Raw genomic sequence first — 13299 nt, 5'->3', positions numbered from 1 at the left:
AAAAAAAACGCGGCCGGAACGTTCGTCCCGGCCGCTTTTTCCCTTTTCAGGCGTTTTTGTAGCGTTCCAGCCGCTCGTTGAGCAGCTCCTTCTGCGCACGGTAATAGACGTAGAAGGCGAGCCAGAGCGCGGCGTAGGCGGCGAGAAAAATCCCGGTCGCAGCCAGCACGATCCCGAAGGTCGGGCGCGGCGCCCAGCCGAAGAGGAAAAGCTCCGCGAGCACGACGAGGTAGGTGACGACGAGGTGCAGGACGCGCTTCACCCGCGCCGGGACGCGCGGAAGGATCCCCTCCTCGTAGCAGCAGAAATGCGCGCCCGACAGCAGCACCGCCAGCAGAAAGACCTGCCACAGCGTCGTCATGGACGCGGCGCCTTCGCGCGCCCACACGAGGTCCCACAGCATCAGCAGGAATACCCCGCTCGCAAAATACATCAGCATCAGCGTCTTATAACTCATCGCCCTGCCCAGCAGACGGTAATCCATATCCGTTCCTCCTTAAATCCCGAGCTTTTGCCTGAGCCCGGGGACATACTGCCTCGATACCATGAGGCGTTCGTTGTTTTCGAGCAGCACCTCGATCTTCCCGCCGAGCATCGGGCTAAGCGACTTGACCCGCGCGAGGTTCACCACCGCGGATTTGGACGCGCGGAAGAAATCCCCCGCCCCGAACCGCTCCTCCATCTCGTAGAGGCGCAGGGGCGATTCATAGACCGCGTCGGCGGTGTAGAGGAAGGTGCGTTTGTCCACGCTTTCGGCGTAGTAGACCTCCGCCGGGTCGACGACGAACGTCCTGCCGTTCCGGACGCCCGCCAGCTTCTGCTCGGCGGCGCGCAGCGCGGCGATCATCCGCACGACGCGCTCGTCCATCTCCCGGCAGCGGATGACGATCTCCGGTTCGCCGCACGCGGGGTCCTCGTTGATTCGGATATCCATGCGTCCCCTCCTTTGAAATCGTGGCCGATCGGTTCTGCCTATATCATACCCGTCCGCATCCTCCCGGTCAACGAAATCGCGCCAAGCTGCCGAAATCCGCCGCCAAGATGCAGCGAAGCCCGGCGGGGAATCCCGCCGGGCTTCGCTGTGTTTTGGATGGCTTACCTGGTTATGTAACGGGGTCTTTCTTGATCTTGAAGAAAAAACGCAGGATCGGGGAGAGGAATTTCGGGCTTTTGATGACGACGATCTTCATAGCGCAACCACCTTTTCTCGTTTTCACAGCAGCAGGATGCGGATTGCCAGCGCGACGAGCATGACTCCCGCCAGAATCAGCACCAGTTTGAGCGAGGTGAACACCGCCAGCACCACGCCCAGGCCGAAACCCGCGCAGCACTGCGCCCAACAGTTGCAGTCCAAGAACTGCTTCTTTTTCATCCTGCTCACCTTCCGCCTGTTGTCTTTACCCCAGTATACGCCGGGCGGAGATTTTGGTGACAAAAACGAACGCACCGCGGCCCGTGGGCCGCGGCGCGGTTTTTCACAGGTCGTCGGCGTCCTGCACCGGAACCTCGTACTTATTCATCGGCCGCCCGGTATAGCTGCCGTTCGGGTCGGTACGGCTGGGCGGGATGGCGATCATGTGCTCCACCAGGCGCGACACGCGCACCTTGTCCCGGCCGGAAAGCTCCTCCACGGGGCCGTCCTTGTGCTTCTTACCCACCGTTATTCCTCCATCTGGCGGCCGAGGAAGGCCGCTCCCACCTGGATGAGCTTGATCTCGGTGTCGGTGGCGGGCGCGGGGCTGTCGCCCGCGATGAACATCAGGCTGCCGCACACGTCGCCCGCGGCGATGATCGGCGCCTCGACCAGCGCGTAGCGGTCGACGCCCTCCACCGGCTGCATCTTTTTGCCGTCGGCGGTCACCGCGAAGCTGCGGCGCTGCTCCATGACCTCCTCGAGCGCGGGGGACACGCGCCGCTCAAGCAGCTCCTTTTTGGGGATGCCCGCCACGCTGATGACGTGGTCGCGGTCGCAGACGACGACCGGATAGCCGCCGATCTTGCTGAGCACCTCCGCGTACTGGGTGGCAAAGGCGGAAAGCTCGCCGATGGGGGAATACTTCTTAAAGATCACTTCGCCGTCGTTGTCGGTATATATTTCAAGGGGGTCGCCCTCCCTGATACGCATTGTTCGCCGGATTTCCTTGGGGATGACCACGCGTCCCAGGTCATCGATACGCCTTACAATTCCTGTGGCTTTCATCCGAATTGCTCCTCCTTGTTCTATCTGAAAATGTGGTATGTTCGGCAAGGTTATTATTGACTGGCAAAATCGGATTTATGTGGAAGGCTTCGACGGTTTCGCAGGAATCTTATGGCACGCCGAAAGTCCAAAAAATACGGGCGGCCATTCGGCCGCCCGCTGCGGGAAAAACGCGTAAACCGTTTCCGATCAGACGTCCACGCCGAGCCACATCTTGACGAGCAGCCCGACGACGAAGGAAAGCGCCGCGACGCCCAGCGAGATGCAGGCCATCTCCGCGAAGCGGCGTTTGAAGGGCAGGTCCTTGGCGACGGCGATATAGTAGTTGAAGATGACGATGATCAGCACCACGACCGCCAGCATGGTGCCGAGCGCGAACAGATAGCCCTTGGGCGGAAAGAGCAGGTAAGGCAGAATGAGCAGCGCCACGGTGACCAGGTAGGCGATGCCGGTGTAGACGCAGGATTTGAGCGCGTCCTTGCGGCCCTCGCTCTTGGCGGAAAGGAATTCGCTCGACGCCATCGAGAGGGTGGCGGAGATGCCGGTGATCAGCCCGGACAGCGCGATGATCCGCGTGTTCTGCATCGCGAGGGTGAGCCCCGCGAGGGTTCCGGTCAGTTCGACGAGCGCGTCGTTGAGCCCGAGCACCATCGACCCGACGTACTGGAGCCGCTCCTCGTCGAGCAGGTCCATCAGCGCCCGTTCATGCGCGTCCTCCTGCGCCATGACCTCGGCGCTCTCGGGCACCTCCGCGACCAGCGCGGCGTAGTCGTGCTGCGCCACGTCCTCCCGGTTCTCCATCAGCTTGATCGTGAAGGTGAAGCCGAGCACCCTTGCGAGCAGCTTGCGCCACCACACCTTCAGGCCCTGCGGCTTCATCTCCTCGCCGGTATATTTTTTCCAAATATTGCAGTGGACGAGCTCCTCCTCCGCCAGCCGGTTGAGCACCTGCTTGTTTTTCCCGTCCTTGAGGCGGGACGCGATCGCCTTATAGGTGGCATACTCGGTGATCTCGGTCTGCTGCATCACGCGGATCGCTTCCAGCGCTTTTTGTGAAATTTGGGTATCCCGCTCCTTTTCCATCAAAACATCCCCTTCCGTCACATTTTTATCCGGTTATCATTGTCCCCTATTTTAACACGTTTTTCTCATCCATACAAATCCAAATCACACAATCAACGGCCACTCATAGTATGAATCGAGGGGGTCAACACCCCAACCGTTTTGGTAAAGGAGAAATTCGGATATGGTACTCAAACCCGATATGGGCGCATACGCGGTCCAGGTGCAGGACCCGTGCTGGCCCGACGTGATGCCCGCCCTGTCCATGACCTATTCGCCATGGCAGCAGTGGGGCCCCGTCTATGAGGCGGAAGTGGGACTTTCCCGCGGAACGATCTTCCCCGGGCTCGACAAACCTTTTTTAGAGGGGGCGTGTCCTTGTGTGTGAACGTCAGAGGCTTTTAAAGCAGATCCAGATGCATGACTTTGCGATTACCGAAGTCGTCCTCTATTTGGACGGCCACCCCACCTGCCAGCCCGCTCTGGCATACTACGAGAAACACAAAAAACTGCGCGATGAAGCGGTTGCGCTCTATAACCAGCAGTTTGGGCCGCTGACCATGCGTGAAAACTGCAACCCGAACAGATGGACATGGGTGGACGATCCGTGGCCCTGGGAAATGGAGGCTTAGTACATCATGTGGTTATACGAAAAGAAACTGGAATACCCCGTTAAGATCAAACGTCCCAACCCCGCGCTGGCCAAATTCATCATCAGCCAGGTCGGCGGCCCGGACGGCGAGATGGCGGCCGCGACCCGCTATCTCCAGCAGCGCTACTCGATGCCCTACGCGCAGGTGAAAGGCATGCTCACCGACATCGGTACCGAAGAATTGGCTCGTAGTTTATATCAATGTAAATGAAGCTGAGAGGCGGCCCGCTGTCAAAGTTTACACCATGCGAATCTCTATCCGACAAGCCGGGACACGGGTACCCCCAGCGCCCTGGCAAGGCTTTCGATCACGTCTGATGTGGGGTTTGCGGTCCCGCACTCGACCGCGCTGATCGTGCGCACGCACACCCCCGAAGTAAATGCAAGCCGTTCCTGCGACCATCCCAATTCCAATCTGCTCATTCTGACATTCACTCCTATTGTCGTCGATAACATGACGCGTTCCCTTTCTGCGGGCCGCCGTGTCTGATTCTACTATAATGTGTATGGCCTGCCAACACTTTCCGCTTGTTTTCGCGCCCGGTCCGTCCTACAATAAGAACATACGTTCTGATTCGAGGAGGTGGCCCGATGGACCGCACGATTTTACACTGCGACTGCAATTCCTTCTACGCGTCGGTGGAGGCGCTCCACCGGCCCGCCTTGCGCGAGAAGCCCCTTGCGGTCGGCGGCGACGTCGAGCAGCGCCACGGCATCATCCTCGCCAAAAACGACCGCGCCAAACGGTATGGCGTCAAGACCGGGGAGGCGCTCTGGCAGGCGCGGCAGAAATGCCCCGGTCTGGTCATCGTCCCGCCCGACTATCCGCTCTACCTGCGGTACAGCAGGCTCTGCCGGGAAATCTTTATGGAGTACACCTCGCAGGTGGAGCCCTTCGGCATCGACGAGGCATGGCTCGACGTGAGCGGCAGCACCGGCATCTTCGGCGGCGGGCCGCAGATCGCGGAGGAAATCCGCCGCCGCATCCGGTTCGAGCTGGGAATCACCGTCAGCATCGGCGTGAGCTGGAACAAGATTTTCGCAAAGCTCGGCAGCGACTACAAAAAGCCGGACGCGGTCACGGTCATCAGCCGGGACAACTATAGGGAAATCGCGTGGCCCCTCCCCGCCTCCGACCTGCTGTATGTCGGCCCGGCCACCAGCCGCAAGCTGGCGTCCCGGCAGATCACCACCATCGGCAGGCTTGCCGCCGTCGATCCCGCGAACCTGCGCAGGTGGTTCGGCAAGTGGGGCGACGTACTCTGGGCGTTTGCCAACGGCGAGGACCGCGCCGCCGTCGCGGAATTCGACGAGCTGGCCGTGATCAAATCCATTGGCAACAGCTGCACCGCCCCCCGCGACCTCGAGGACGACGGGGACGTCGGGCTGGTCCTGTGGGTGCTGGCCGAGAGCGTCGCCGCAAGGATGCGGGAACAGGGGTTCGTGGGGCAGACGGTGTGCATCAGCGTCCGCGACCGCGGATTGCATAGCTTCACCCGGCAGCGGAAGCTGCCGCGCCCCACCTGCCTTTCGTCTGAGATCACCGCCGCCGCCATGGAGATTTTCCGGGCAAACTACCGGTGGGATGAACCGATCAGAAGCATCGGCGTATCGGTGACGGATTTTTCGCACGACGATATCCCGGTGCAGCTCGACATGTACGACGATTATCAAAAGCGGGAGGACCTGGCCGAGATCGAGCGGACGGTCGACGGCCTGCGGCGGCGGTTCGGCAACGGCTGCGTGCGGCGGGCAGCCCTGCTGCGGGACACGGACCTGACCGGCTTCGACCCGAAGGCCGACCACATCATCCATCCGGTCGGATATTTTTAAAGGAGACGCTGTGCAATGAACGATCTGGCGCGTAAGGTCTACGTGCGTGTCAACGCCACCTTCGGCACGGACGGAAGCATCTCCCCCGAGGTTATCGAATGGGAGGACGGGACACAATATCAGGTGGACCGCGTCCTCGACGTGCGCCGCGCTGCGTCCATGCGGGCGGGCGGAAGCGGCATCCGCTATCAGGTGCGGGTCGTATGGGACACGCCCGAAGGGCAGCCCGCATACGCCGTCAGCTACGTCTGGCGGGAGGACGACAATAAATGGTTTGTGGAGGCGAAGAACTGATATGTGCGGACGGTACAATTTCAGTCAGGAAGAGAGCGACGAAATCCGGGAGATCGTCCGGGAGGTCGAGCGGCGGCAGCGCGGGGAATTCAAGATGGGTGAAATCTACCCGACCAACGTCGCCCCGGTGCTCGTCGCCGGGGACGACCGACCCGTGCCCGAGCTGCTGGCGTGGGGGTTCCCGCGCTTCGATAAAAAGGGAGTGGTCATCAACGCCCGCGCCGAGACGGCCCCGGACAAGCCGATGTTCCGCAAGTGCCTCGAACAGCGCCGCTGTGTGATCCCGTCCACCGGCTTCTACGAGTGGGCGGCGGACAAGACCAAATACCGCTTCCGCCTGCCCGGCGAGGATGCGCTTTACATGGCGGGACTTTACAACGAGTTTGCCGGGGAACCCCGCTATGTCATCCTGACCACCGCCGCGAACGAATCCATCGCCGACGTACACAACCGGATGCCGGTGGTGCTCCCCCGCGCGAGAATCGCGGAGTGGATCGGCGGCCTCGGGGCCGCGATGGAGATCCTCCGCGCGGTTCCGCCAATGCTGGAACGGACCGCCTCATAAATCAATCCTCCCGCAAAAGCGGGAGGATTTTTGATATTCATCCGGGTAAAATATGCCCGAGGTGATCGTATGGCAGTATCCCACAAAGGCGCTATCAGCTTCGGGCTGGTGCACATCCCCGTCGGCCTGTACACGGCCACGCAGGACGTCGACGTCCGTTTCAACCAGTTGTGCAAGGACGATATGAGCCGGGTGCGTTACAAGAAGGTCTGTGCCTCCTGCGGCAAGGAGATTAACAGCTCGGATATCGTCAAGGGCTTCCAGTATGAGCCGGATAAATACGTGGTCGTCACCGACGACGAGTTTGAGCGCATCAAAACCGAGAAGGACAAAAGCATCCAGATCCTTCACTTCTGCGATCTTTCGAGCATCCGCCCCATCTACTACGACAAGACCTACCACGCGGTCCCCGAGACGGGCGGTGAAAAGGCGTTCGAGCTGCTCCGCCGCGCGATGAGGGACGAGAACAAGGTGGCGATCGCAAAGACCGTCATGGGCAACAGCGAGACGCTGCTCTGCATCATCCCCACCGACGACGGCATCCTGATCGAGACGATGTTCTACGCCGCCGAGATCAAGGAGCTGCCCAAGGAGTTCACGCATCCGGAAGTCAGCGACGCGGAGCTGACGATGGCCAAGACGCTCATCGGTTCGATGGAGAAGCCGTTTGAACCCGCCGCTTACAAAGACGAGTACCAGGAACGCCTGCGCGACCTGATTGCGAAAAAGATCGCCGGCCAGGAGATCGTCGCCCCCGCAGCGGAACAGCAGGGCAATGTCATTGACCTCATGGACGCGCTCAAGGCGAGCATTGAACAAGCCGAGCCTCCCGCAAAGCCGAAGCGCGGCAGGCCGAAGAAGGGCGCGTAATGGATATCTTCGACGAGAAGGACGTCAAGCCGATGCTGATCGGCGCCGATGCGGAAGCGTTCGACGACCCCGATTTCCTCTACGAATTGAAGCTGGACGGCGAACGGGCGATCGTCTATCTCGACCCAAAGCACGGAACCGAGCTGCGCAACAAGCGCAACAAGCGGATGCTCCCGATCTTTCCCGAGCTGTCGGAACTCCACCGGCAGGCGAAGGGCCGGTGCATCCTCGACGGGGAATACATCGTTCTCAAAGACGGGAAGCCGAACTTCTCCGAGGTGCAGCGGCGCTCGCTCATGTCCAATCCCTTCAAAATCAGGCTGGCCGCAGACAAGCTGCCGGCCTCTTTTGTCGCGTTCGATATCCTCTATCTGGACGGGGCGCAGCTCACCGGCCTGCCGCTCACCGAACGCAAGGACATCCTGCGCGGGACGGTTTCTGAAAGCGGGCGCATGGCGGTTTCGCGCGTCGTCGAGCGGGGCGGCGTCGAGCTGTATAAGCTCACCGAGCGGGCGGGGCTGGAGGGCATCGTCGCGAAGCGCCGGGACAGCCGGTACTATCTTGACAAGCGGACGAAGGATTGGATCAAGTGTAAGAACCTGCTCGACGACGATTTCGTCGTGTGCGGATACATCCGCAAATCCGACCACATGACGAGCATCGTGCTGGGGCAGTACGACGGCCCCACGCTCGTCTACAAGGGCCATGTGACGCTTGGGGTGTCCGGGGAGGACTTCCGCCGCATCGAGGCGCACAATACCGTCGCTGCGCCCGCTATGGAAGTACCGGCGGGCCACGAAAACGAACAGGCGGAGTGGATAACCCCCGACCTCGTATGCACGGTGAAGTACATGGAGCGGACCGCAAACGGAGGGATGCGGCAGCCGGTGTTCAAGGGATTGCGCGACGACAAAGCCGCTCACGAATGCAAAGTGGTAAATGATGACTGTCATATATAAAAGAGGGCCTGCTGGCAACCCCAGCAGGCCCTCTTTCATCGATCTTTACTATGCCGTATAGGTTTGTCCGGTGATCTCGGCATACTGTTCCGCAGTGATCTTGCCTTTGCCGACGGCGTTTGCTATCATCTCCTCCGTCCAAAGCTCCTTCTCGAAATAGCGTTTAATCTTTTCAAACCAGTTCATTACAGCACCTCCGTCATCATGCCGACATAGTCAATGCGCGCGTTCAGGGCCTCGATGTCCGCCGTGCTGGCGGGCCGGGGCGGCGCGTCCTCATACTGGTAATAAAACCCCCGTTCCGCGTTGTAGTAGGGCATGGGGATTTTCCCTTCGATGGGTTCCGGGTCGGGAACCTCGTCGAGCAGGACGCCCATTGAGGCCAGCTCCGCCTCGGTCTTGTGCAGCCCGTTCACTGGGTCAAAGGGCATGTTGTGAATGAGCGTAACGCGCTCACCGTCGAGCTGAATAAACTTTTTCATAATATTTCCTCCTTAAAAATAAATAAGTGCCGGTTGAGAGAGTTTACGTACAGTGTTGTCATAGCTTCCGCTATAGACGTTTCCGTTTATATCCACCGCGACAGCCATTGCCCAGTCTGTGTGATTGGTGAAACTCCAGATTTGAACTCCGCTGCGGCTGAACTTAAATAAGGGGCCTCCATCACTTGCAGCATACATGCCTCCATTTCCACTGTACACATTACTGTCCTTATCTACGGCCAGTGAATTTGCCGAGGCTGATGTTGTTGCAACCCAAATCCGAGTCCCTCCGTTGTCCAACTTGTAAATTCTTCCGCCGCTATCTCCCATGCAAACATTCTCTGACGGATCAACTGAGATTGATAAAATGTCATCAGAAAATTCTGGAGCTCTGGTCAGATTACGCACACTAATTGAAAATTCCCATAACTGTTGTCCGCTACTACTGATCTTTCGAACAGTTTTGTCGTCGCTTCCGCTGTAAACATTCCCGTTTATGTCCACTGCGACAGCTTGTACATAGCTTGTGTGCCCGGTGAAGCTCCAGATTTCGGTACCACCGCTGCTGATCTTGCGGACGGTGTTGTCCCAACTCCCACTATAGGCGTTACCATTGGTGTCTACCGCAACGGCATTTATAGTGCCTGTATGCCCGGTGAAGCTCCAGATTTCAGTGCCGCTGCTGCTGATCTTGCGGACGGTATTGTCCCCGTTTCCGCTATAGACGTTACCGCTTGCGTCCACCGCAACGCTATACACACTGCCTGTATGTCCGATGAAGCTCCAAATTTCGGTGCCGATACTGCTGATCTTGCGGATGGTGTTGTCACCACCCCCGCTGTAGACATTTCCACTCGTGTCCACCGCGACAGCATTCACATGATCGGTATGCCCGGTGAAGCTCCACTTCTCGATCGGGTCTCCCTGACCCCACAGGATATTGTTGATGTTCAGCGGCTGTTTTTTCTTGGCGGGGTCGGTGAAGTAGAGGATGCCTGCGTATTGGGTGAGCTTGCGGACGGTATTGTCGTAGCTCCCACTGTAGACGTTGCCGCTGGCATCCACCGCGACGGAGCTGACAGCATACGTATGCCCGGTGAAGCTCCAGATTTCTGCACCACTACTGCTGATCTTGCGGACGGTGTTGTCATTGCCCCCGCTGTAGATGTTGCCGCAGGTGTCCACTGCGGCAGCATAAACAACGCCTGTATGCCCAGTGAATTCCCAGATTTGGGTTCCGTTGTTGCTGATCTTGCGAACGGTTTTGTCCAAGCTTCCACTGTAGACGTTACCATTTGTGTCTACCGCAACGCTATACACACTGTTTGTGTGCCCGGTGAAGCTCCAGATTTCTGCACCGCTGCTGTCGATCTTGCGGACGGTTTTGTCGGCGCTCCCGCTGTAGACGTTTCCGCTGGTGTCCACTGCGACGGAATTCACCCAGTTGGTGTGCCTGGTGAAACTCCAGATTTGGGCGCCGTTGCTGCCGATCTTGCGAATTTCAACGCTACCGCCGTAGACATTGCCGCTGGTGTCAACTGCAACAGTTTTCACGCCGTTTGCATATCCGGTGAAGCACCAGATTTCTGCACCGCTGCTGTCGATCTTGCGGACGGTTTTGTCCCAGCCCCCGCTGTAGACGTTGCTGTTTGTGTCAACAGCGACGGAGCTGACAGCATCTGTATGCCCGGTGAAGCTCCAGATTTCTGCACCACTACTGCTGATCTTGCGGACAGTTTTGTCGGCACCCCCGCCGGTGGTGCCGTCACCGCTCCCGCTGTAGACGTTTCCACTGGCATCGACCGCAACAGCACTAACAAAACTCGCGTGCCCGGTAAAGCGCCACCGTTCCTCCACCTGCGGCGGAATCTTCGGCCCGCCTCCTCCGGGAAATCTGTTGATTAAAGCCATCTCCTCACCTCCTATCCGAAAATGGCTGCAATCACCGGGAGATCAATGGCGGGCCTGTCCCCGTCCGCCGTGATCGTGATACTGCCCTCCGCCCTCCCGGTGGGAGACAGCATGGCCGCGCGCGCGGCCTCCCGCTGATCCGTCGTGGCGGTGTCTGCAAGTCCCACCTCCACCACCTGCGCCGCGTCCGCTGTCACGCCCGTGACGCTGATGGTCTGCGTGTAGGGACCGCTCCCCGTCCAACCCGCCGCCGTCAGCGTCGCCGTGACGTTCTTCGCTGGAGCCGCCTTGCCGTTCCAGTCGGTCTTTTCCGCGGAGCTTACAAACTTGCGTGCGTCGGTCTCGGGGATGTCCTCCGTGGTCAGGGAGATTGCCCCATTTGTATCGGGCGTCTTGCCGTTGATCGTGGAGGGGTCGCCCTTCGGCCCCTGCGGGCCCGCTGGGCCCTGAACGCCTTGTTCGCCCTTCGGGCCCTGTTCACCAGCCGGACCAATCGCGCCCTGCGGGCCGGCAACACCCTGCGGGCCCTGTTCGCCCCGCAAGCCCTGCGGGCCCTGCAATACGCCGATGTCCTTCCACGCGTTCTCGTCCTCCGACCAGACATAGATGTGGTTGTCCTCCGCTGTCCCAACTGCATAAGCGTTGCCCGCCGCGCCGGCCGGATGTGCCGAAGAGAGCGCCGCCGCCGACTCAAAGAGCCCTAGCACCCGGAACCCCGCGCCGGTATCGCCCTTCTCGCCGACGTCGCCTTTGAGTCCCTGCGGACCCTGTTCGCCCTTCGGGCCCTGCGGGCCGATTTCACCGCGCGCTTTGGTTTCGCTCTTGACGTACTCGGCGACGTCGGTGTCCCACACATACCAGTAGCCATCCGGGCCGACATAGGGCGTCTTTTTGAGGTGCCCCACCAGCCCGTCGATGATCTCGTTGTCGCGATTGAAATCCTCCATCACCGGCCGGTCGCTCCTGACCCATTGGTTCAGTCCGCTGTTCGGAAGTTTGTTTGTGCTTGCCATCTTTGACCTCCTTTATTGTAAAATCAGGAGTACTTCTCCTTTATTTATACTGTACCAAATCGATTATCCTATAAAACGGTCTCTTGTGTATTGACAAAAAAGAATGGGCCCGCCGGACCAATCGGCAGGCCTATGTATCTTATCCCATCACACCCGCAAGTAGGGTGACCATCACTCCGACAATTCCGCCCGCAATCGTCGACACCACCGTGGTAAAAATGGTCCGTTTCATGGTGTTCCACTGCTTCGCGGGCTGCATCTCAAGTGCCGTGAGGCGCTCACCCTGCCTGACCTGTTCATCCGTCATCTGTCGCATATTCTGTGCCAGCAGTTCAACCGATGTCGCCAGCCTCTGTACCGCCTCGGTGTTTTCCTCGAGCTTATCCAGCCGCTTGCAGTTGGATTTACTGCGCGCTTCCGTTTCGATCACCCGGCGCTCGATGTCGTCCATGCCTACACCCCCAGCATCTTCTTTAGCTTTTCGACCGCCTCCCCGGTTGCGTCATGAGCGGCTTGCAAGGCCGCGCAGAGCGCGTCCCAGTCCCCGCGCGGGATTGTTGCCGTCTCTTCCTCCGGGGCCTCTGCGGGCTTGTCCTTCGCCGTGTACGTCACCCCCACGGCCTTGCACAACCCCCGCGCGATCGCCTCGGCGTAGTCGTCAAAGTATCGGTCAAAGCGGTCGTTGTCGTCCGCGTTCGTGATGAACCCCAGCTCCAGCAGCGCCGAAGCCATTGTCGTGTAGACGTTCACCCCGAAGTTCTCATAGTTCTGCGGGGTGCCCTTCTGCACGCCCCGGTCCTGCGTCGGCGTGACGGCGAGCAGCTCGTCAAGGATGTCCTGCGCCTTGCGCACCGTGGGGTCGTTCGCCCTGCTGTGCACCCACAGGCTGATGCCGTGGGCGGCGGGGCCCGCCGCATCTCGGTGAATAGACAGATAATAGACGCATCCCGCCGTGTTCGCCATCTGGCACCGCTCGGCAATCGGCGGCACCGACTTGTCGTCCGTCCGGGTCATGACCACGCCGACACCCTGCGCTTCGAGCAGGGGCTTCACGGCCAGCGCGAGACGCAGCACGTCGTCCTTCTCGTACCGTTTCCCGAGCAGCGCGCCGGAATCTGTCCCTCCGTGGCCGGGGTCCAGGCAAATCTTTACCATTCGCCTACCTCCCCGTGTTCGGGATATCCTTATGCGGCACGGCGTAGGTCAGCGCCCGGTTGCTGTCGCCCACACCCGCAGTCGTCGGGTCGGTCAGGGCGTTAAACACCGAGACGACGACGGACACCACCACAACGGGATTCTGTACCGCTCGCAGGAGCACATCCCCGATCGACGCCCAAGTCGTCATGTCCTCCCACGCGAGGCCGAAGTAAGCAAGGATGGGCAGGACGACGGCGCACGCCATCTGCGCCCACCAGAGCGGATTCTTAATTCGGACTGTCCAGTTGATTTTCATATGTA

Annotated in this window: 22 protein-coding genes and 1 pseudogene; 8 read left to right on the top strand and 15 right to left on the bottom strand. The window is 59.8% G+C overall.

What is annotated here, in order from left to right; genetic code table 11:
• Positions 1–46: 46 nt before the first annotated feature.
• From NE609_RS06685 to NE609_RS06660, 7 genes are all read right to left on the bottom strand, one after another.
• Complete coding sequence (locus tag NE609_RS06685; RefSeq protein WP_101549095.1) at positions 47–484, bottom strand: DUF3021 family protein; 438 nt, start codon at positions 482–484, stop codon at positions 47–49.
• Positions 485–496: 12 nt separating this feature from the next.
• Complete coding sequence (locus tag NE609_RS06680; RefSeq protein WP_256152088.1) at positions 497–934, bottom strand: LytTR family DNA-binding domain-containing protein; 438 nt, start codon at positions 932–934, stop codon at positions 497–499.
• Between the two features lie 169 nt (positions 935–1103).
• A complete protein-coding gene (spoVM, locus tag NE609_RS17790) occupies positions 1104–1190 on the bottom strand; it encodes a stage V sporulation protein SpoVM (protein WP_101549091.1) in 87 nt (28 codons plus the stop codon).
• A gap of 23 nt (positions 1191–1213) precedes the next feature.
• Complete coding sequence (locus tag NE609_RS06675) at positions 1214–1381, bottom strand: hypothetical protein (RefSeq protein WP_158595631.1); 168 nt, start codon at positions 1379–1381, stop codon at positions 1214–1216.
• 94 nt (positions 1382–1475) lie between these two features.
• The gene (locus tag NE609_RS06670) at positions 1476–1658 is read right to left on the bottom strand and encodes a hypothetical protein (RefSeq protein ID WP_101549089.1); all 183 of its coding nucleotides are present in this window, start codon (positions 1656–1658) and stop codon (positions 1476–1478) included.
• 2 nt (positions 1659–1660) lie between these two features.
• Complete coding sequence (locus tag NE609_RS06665; protein ID WP_121586895.1) at positions 1661–2200, bottom strand: stage V sporulation T C-terminal domain-containing protein; 540 nt, start codon at positions 2198–2200, stop codon at positions 1661–1663.
• Positions 2201–2389: 189 nt separating this feature from the next.
• Positions 2390–3283, bottom strand: coding sequence for a VIT1/CCC1 transporter family protein (locus NE609_RS06660; RefSeq protein ID WP_256152087.1), 894 nt, complete (start codon positions 3281–3283; stop codon positions 2390–2392).
• Between the two features lie 163 nt (positions 3284–3446).
• Here NE609_RS06660 and NE609_RS06655 point away from each other — a divergent pair, with 163 nt between their 5' ends.
• From NE609_RS06655 to NE609_RS06645, 3 genes and pseudogenes are all read left to right on the top strand, one after another.
• Positions 3447–3650 carry a spore coat associated protein CotJA gene (locus tag NE609_RS06655; RefSeq protein ID WP_101549067.1) on the top strand — a complete coding sequence of 68 codons (204 nt, stop codon included), beginning with the start codon at positions 3447–3449 and terminating at the stop codon, positions 3648–3650.
• Positions 3643–3894, top strand: coding sequence for a spore coat protein CotJB (locus NE609_RS06650; RefSeq protein WP_101549065.1), 252 nt, complete (start codon positions 3643–3645; stop codon positions 3892–3894). Before NE609_RS06655 ends, NE609_RS06650 begins: the two co-directional genes overlap by 8 nt.
• Before the next feature lie 6 nt (positions 3895–3900).
• Positions 3901–4101 (top strand): annotated as a pseudogene (locus NE609_RS06645) (manganese catalase family protein); the annotation flags it as partial.
• A gap of 68 nt (positions 4102–4169) precedes the next feature.
• On the opposite strand, the gene NE609_RS06640 reads toward NE609_RS06645, so the two are convergent.
• Positions 4170–4370 carry a helix-turn-helix domain-containing protein gene (locus tag NE609_RS06640; RefSeq protein WP_370867149.1) on the bottom strand — a complete coding sequence of 67 codons (201 nt, stop codon included), beginning with the start codon at positions 4368–4370 and terminating at the stop codon, positions 4170–4172.
• A gap of 135 nt (positions 4371–4505) precedes the next feature.
• Here NE609_RS06640 and dinB point away from each other — a divergent pair, with 135 nt between their 5' ends.
• The 5 genes from dinB (at position 4506) to NE609_RS06615 (ending at position 8435) form a co-directional block, all read left to right on the top strand.
• A complete protein-coding gene (gene dinB, locus NE609_RS06635) occupies positions 4506–5747 on the top strand; it encodes a DNA polymerase IV (RefSeq protein ID WP_256152085.1) in 1242 nt (413 codons plus the stop codon).
• Positions 5748–5762: 15 nt separating this feature from the next.
• Entirely contained in the window at positions 5763–6041 is a 279-nt protein-coding gene (locus NE609_RS06630; protein ID WP_256152084.1) for a hypothetical protein, read from the top strand.
• A gap of 1 nt (position 6042) precedes the next feature.
• The gene (locus NE609_RS06625) at positions 6043–6606 is read left to right on the top strand and encodes an SOS response-associated peptidase (RefSeq protein WP_101549056.1); all 564 of its coding nucleotides are present in this window, start codon (positions 6043–6045) and stop codon (positions 6604–6606) included.
• 69 nt (positions 6607–6675) lie between these two features.
• Positions 6676–7476, top strand: coding sequence for a Ku protein (locus NE609_RS06620; RefSeq protein ID WP_121586599.1), 801 nt, complete (start codon positions 6676–6678; stop codon positions 7474–7476).
• Positions 7476–8435, top strand: a complete 960-nt coding sequence (locus NE609_RS06615) for an RNA ligase family protein (protein WP_256152083.1) — start codon at positions 7476–7478, stop codon at positions 8433–8435. Before NE609_RS06620 ends, NE609_RS06615 begins: the two co-directional genes overlap by 1 nt.
• Before the next feature lie 48 nt (positions 8436–8483).
• Here NE609_RS06615 and NE609_RS06610 read toward each other — a convergent pair whose 3' ends face one another.
• The 7 genes from NE609_RS06610 to NE609_RS06580 all read right to left on the bottom strand — a co-directional run bounded on the left by NE609_RS06610 (position 8484) and on the right by NE609_RS06580 (position 13294).
• Positions 8484–8621 (bottom strand): XkdX family protein, encoded by a 138-nt coding sequence (locus tag NE609_RS06610; protein WP_256152082.1) that lies wholly within the window; start codon positions 8619–8621, stop codon positions 8484–8486.
• The gene (locus NE609_RS06605; RefSeq protein WP_256152081.1) at positions 8621–8917 is read right to left on the bottom strand and encodes a hypothetical protein; all 297 of its coding nucleotides are present in this window, start codon (positions 8915–8917) and stop codon (positions 8621–8623) included. The genes NE609_RS06610 and NE609_RS06605 overlap by 1 nt, the downstream gene beginning before the upstream one ends.
• Before the next feature lie 12 nt (positions 8918–8929).
• Positions 8930–10828 carry a hypothetical protein gene (locus NE609_RS06600; protein WP_256152080.1) on the bottom strand — a complete coding sequence of 633 codons (1899 nt, stop codon included), beginning with the start codon at positions 10826–10828 and terminating at the stop codon, positions 8930–8932.
• Between the two features lie 11 nt (positions 10829–10839).
• The gene (locus NE609_RS06595) at positions 10840–11841 is read right to left on the bottom strand and encodes a collagen-like protein (protein ID WP_256152079.1); all 1002 of its coding nucleotides are present in this window, start codon (positions 11839–11841) and stop codon (positions 10840–10842) included.
• A gap of 139 nt (positions 11842–11980) precedes the next feature.
• Positions 11981–12292: a hemolysin XhlA family protein gene (locus NE609_RS06590; RefSeq protein ID WP_256152078.1), complete on the bottom strand. Its 312-nt coding sequence runs from the start codon at positions 12290–12292 to the stop codon at positions 11981–11983.
• A 2-nt stretch (positions 12293–12294) separates the two neighbouring features.
• Complete coding sequence (locus tag NE609_RS06585) at positions 12295–12996, bottom strand: N-acetylmuramoyl-L-alanine amidase (protein ID WP_256152077.1); 702 nt, start codon at positions 12994–12996, stop codon at positions 12295–12297.
• Between the two features lie 4 nt (positions 12997–13000).
• A complete protein-coding gene (locus NE609_RS06580) occupies positions 13001–13294 on the bottom strand; it encodes a phage holin (RefSeq protein ID WP_256152076.1) in 294 nt (97 codons plus the stop codon).
• Between the last annotated feature and the right edge of the window lie 5 nt (positions 13295–13299).

The sequence above is a fragment of the Anaerotruncus sp. DFI.9.16 genome (genome assembly GCF_024461615.1).
Classification (GTDB): domain Bacteria; phylum Bacillota; class Clostridia; order Oscillospirales; family Ruminococcaceae; genus Anaerotruncus; species Anaerotruncus massiliensis.
This window is presented reverse-complemented; position numbering and strand designations above follow the sequence as displayed.

What these genes read in the sequence shown, in the direction of transcription:
- NE609_RS06640 (WP_370867149.1), bottom strand. Translation starts at nt 4,370, where the DNA reads ATGTTATCGACGACAATAGGAGTGAATGTCAGAATGAGCAGATTGGAA.
- NE609_RS06585 (WP_256152077.1), bottom strand. Translation starts at nt 12,996, where the DNA reads ATGGTAAAGATTTGCCTGGACCCCGGCCACGGAGGGACAGATTCCGGC.
- spoVM (WP_101549091.1), bottom strand. Translation starts at nt 1,190, where the DNA reads ATGAAGATCGTCGTCATCAAAAGCCCGAAATTCCTCTCCCCGATCCTG.
- NE609_RS06595 (WP_256152079.1), bottom strand. Translation starts at nt 11,841, where the DNA reads ATGGCAAGCACAAACAAACTTCCGAACAGCGGACTGAACCAATGGGTC.
- NE609_RS06590 (WP_256152078.1), bottom strand. Translation starts at nt 12,292, where the DNA reads ATGGACGACATCGAGCGCCGGGTGATCGAAACGGAAGCGCGCAGTAAA.
- NE609_RS06580 (WP_256152076.1), bottom strand. Translation starts at nt 13,294, where the DNA reads ATGAAAATCAACTGGACAGTCCGAATTAAGAATCCGCTCTGGTGGGCG.
- dinB (WP_256152085.1), top strand. Translation starts at nt 4,506, where the DNA reads ATGGACCGCACGATTTTACACTGCGACTGCAATTCCTTCTACGCGTCG.
- NE609_RS06605 (WP_256152081.1), bottom strand. Translation starts at nt 8,917, where the DNA reads ATGAAAAAGTTTATTCAGCTCGACGGTGAGCGCGTTACGCTCATTCAC.
- NE609_RS06615 (WP_256152083.1), top strand. Translation starts at nt 7,476, where the DNA reads ATGGATATCTTCGACGAGAAGGACGTCAAGCCGATGCTGATCGGCGCC.
- NE609_RS06600 (WP_256152080.1), bottom strand. Translation starts at nt 10,828, where the DNA reads ATGGCTTTAATCAACAGATTTCCCGGAGGAGGCGGGCCGAAGATTCCG.
- NE609_RS06685 (WP_101549095.1), bottom strand. Translation starts at nt 484, where the DNA reads ATGGATTACCGTCTGCTGGGCAGGGCGATGAGTTATAAGACGCTGATG.
- NE609_RS06665 (WP_121586895.1), bottom strand. Translation starts at nt 2,200, where the DNA reads ATGAAAGCCACAGGAATTGTAAGGCGTATCGATGACCTGGGACGCGTG.
- NE609_RS06620 (WP_121586599.1), top strand. Translation starts at nt 6,676, where the DNA reads ATGGCAGTATCCCACAAAGGCGCTATCAGCTTCGGGCTGGTGCACATC.
- NE609_RS06655 (WP_101549067.1), top strand. Translation starts at nt 3,447, where the DNA reads ATGGTACTCAAACCCGATATGGGCGCATACGCGGTCCAGGTGCAGGAC.
- NE609_RS06630 (WP_256152084.1), top strand. Translation starts at nt 5,763, where the DNA reads ATGAACGATCTGGCGCGTAAGGTCTACGTGCGTGTCAACGCCACCTTC.
- NE609_RS06680 (WP_256152088.1), bottom strand. Translation starts at nt 934, where the DNA reads ATGGATATCCGAATCAACGAGGACCCCGCGTGCGGCGAACCGGAGATC.
- NE609_RS06625 (WP_101549056.1), top strand. Translation starts at nt 6,043, where the DNA reads ATGTGCGGACGGTACAATTTCAGTCAGGAAGAGAGCGACGAAATCCGG.
- NE609_RS06610 (WP_256152082.1), bottom strand. Translation starts at nt 8,621, where the DNA reads ATGAACTGGTTTGAAAAGATTAAACGCTATTTCGAGAAGGAGCTTTGG.
- NE609_RS06660 (WP_256152087.1), bottom strand. Translation starts at nt 3,283, where the DNA reads ATGGAAAAGGAGCGGGATACCCAAATTTCACAAAAAGCGCTGGAAGCG.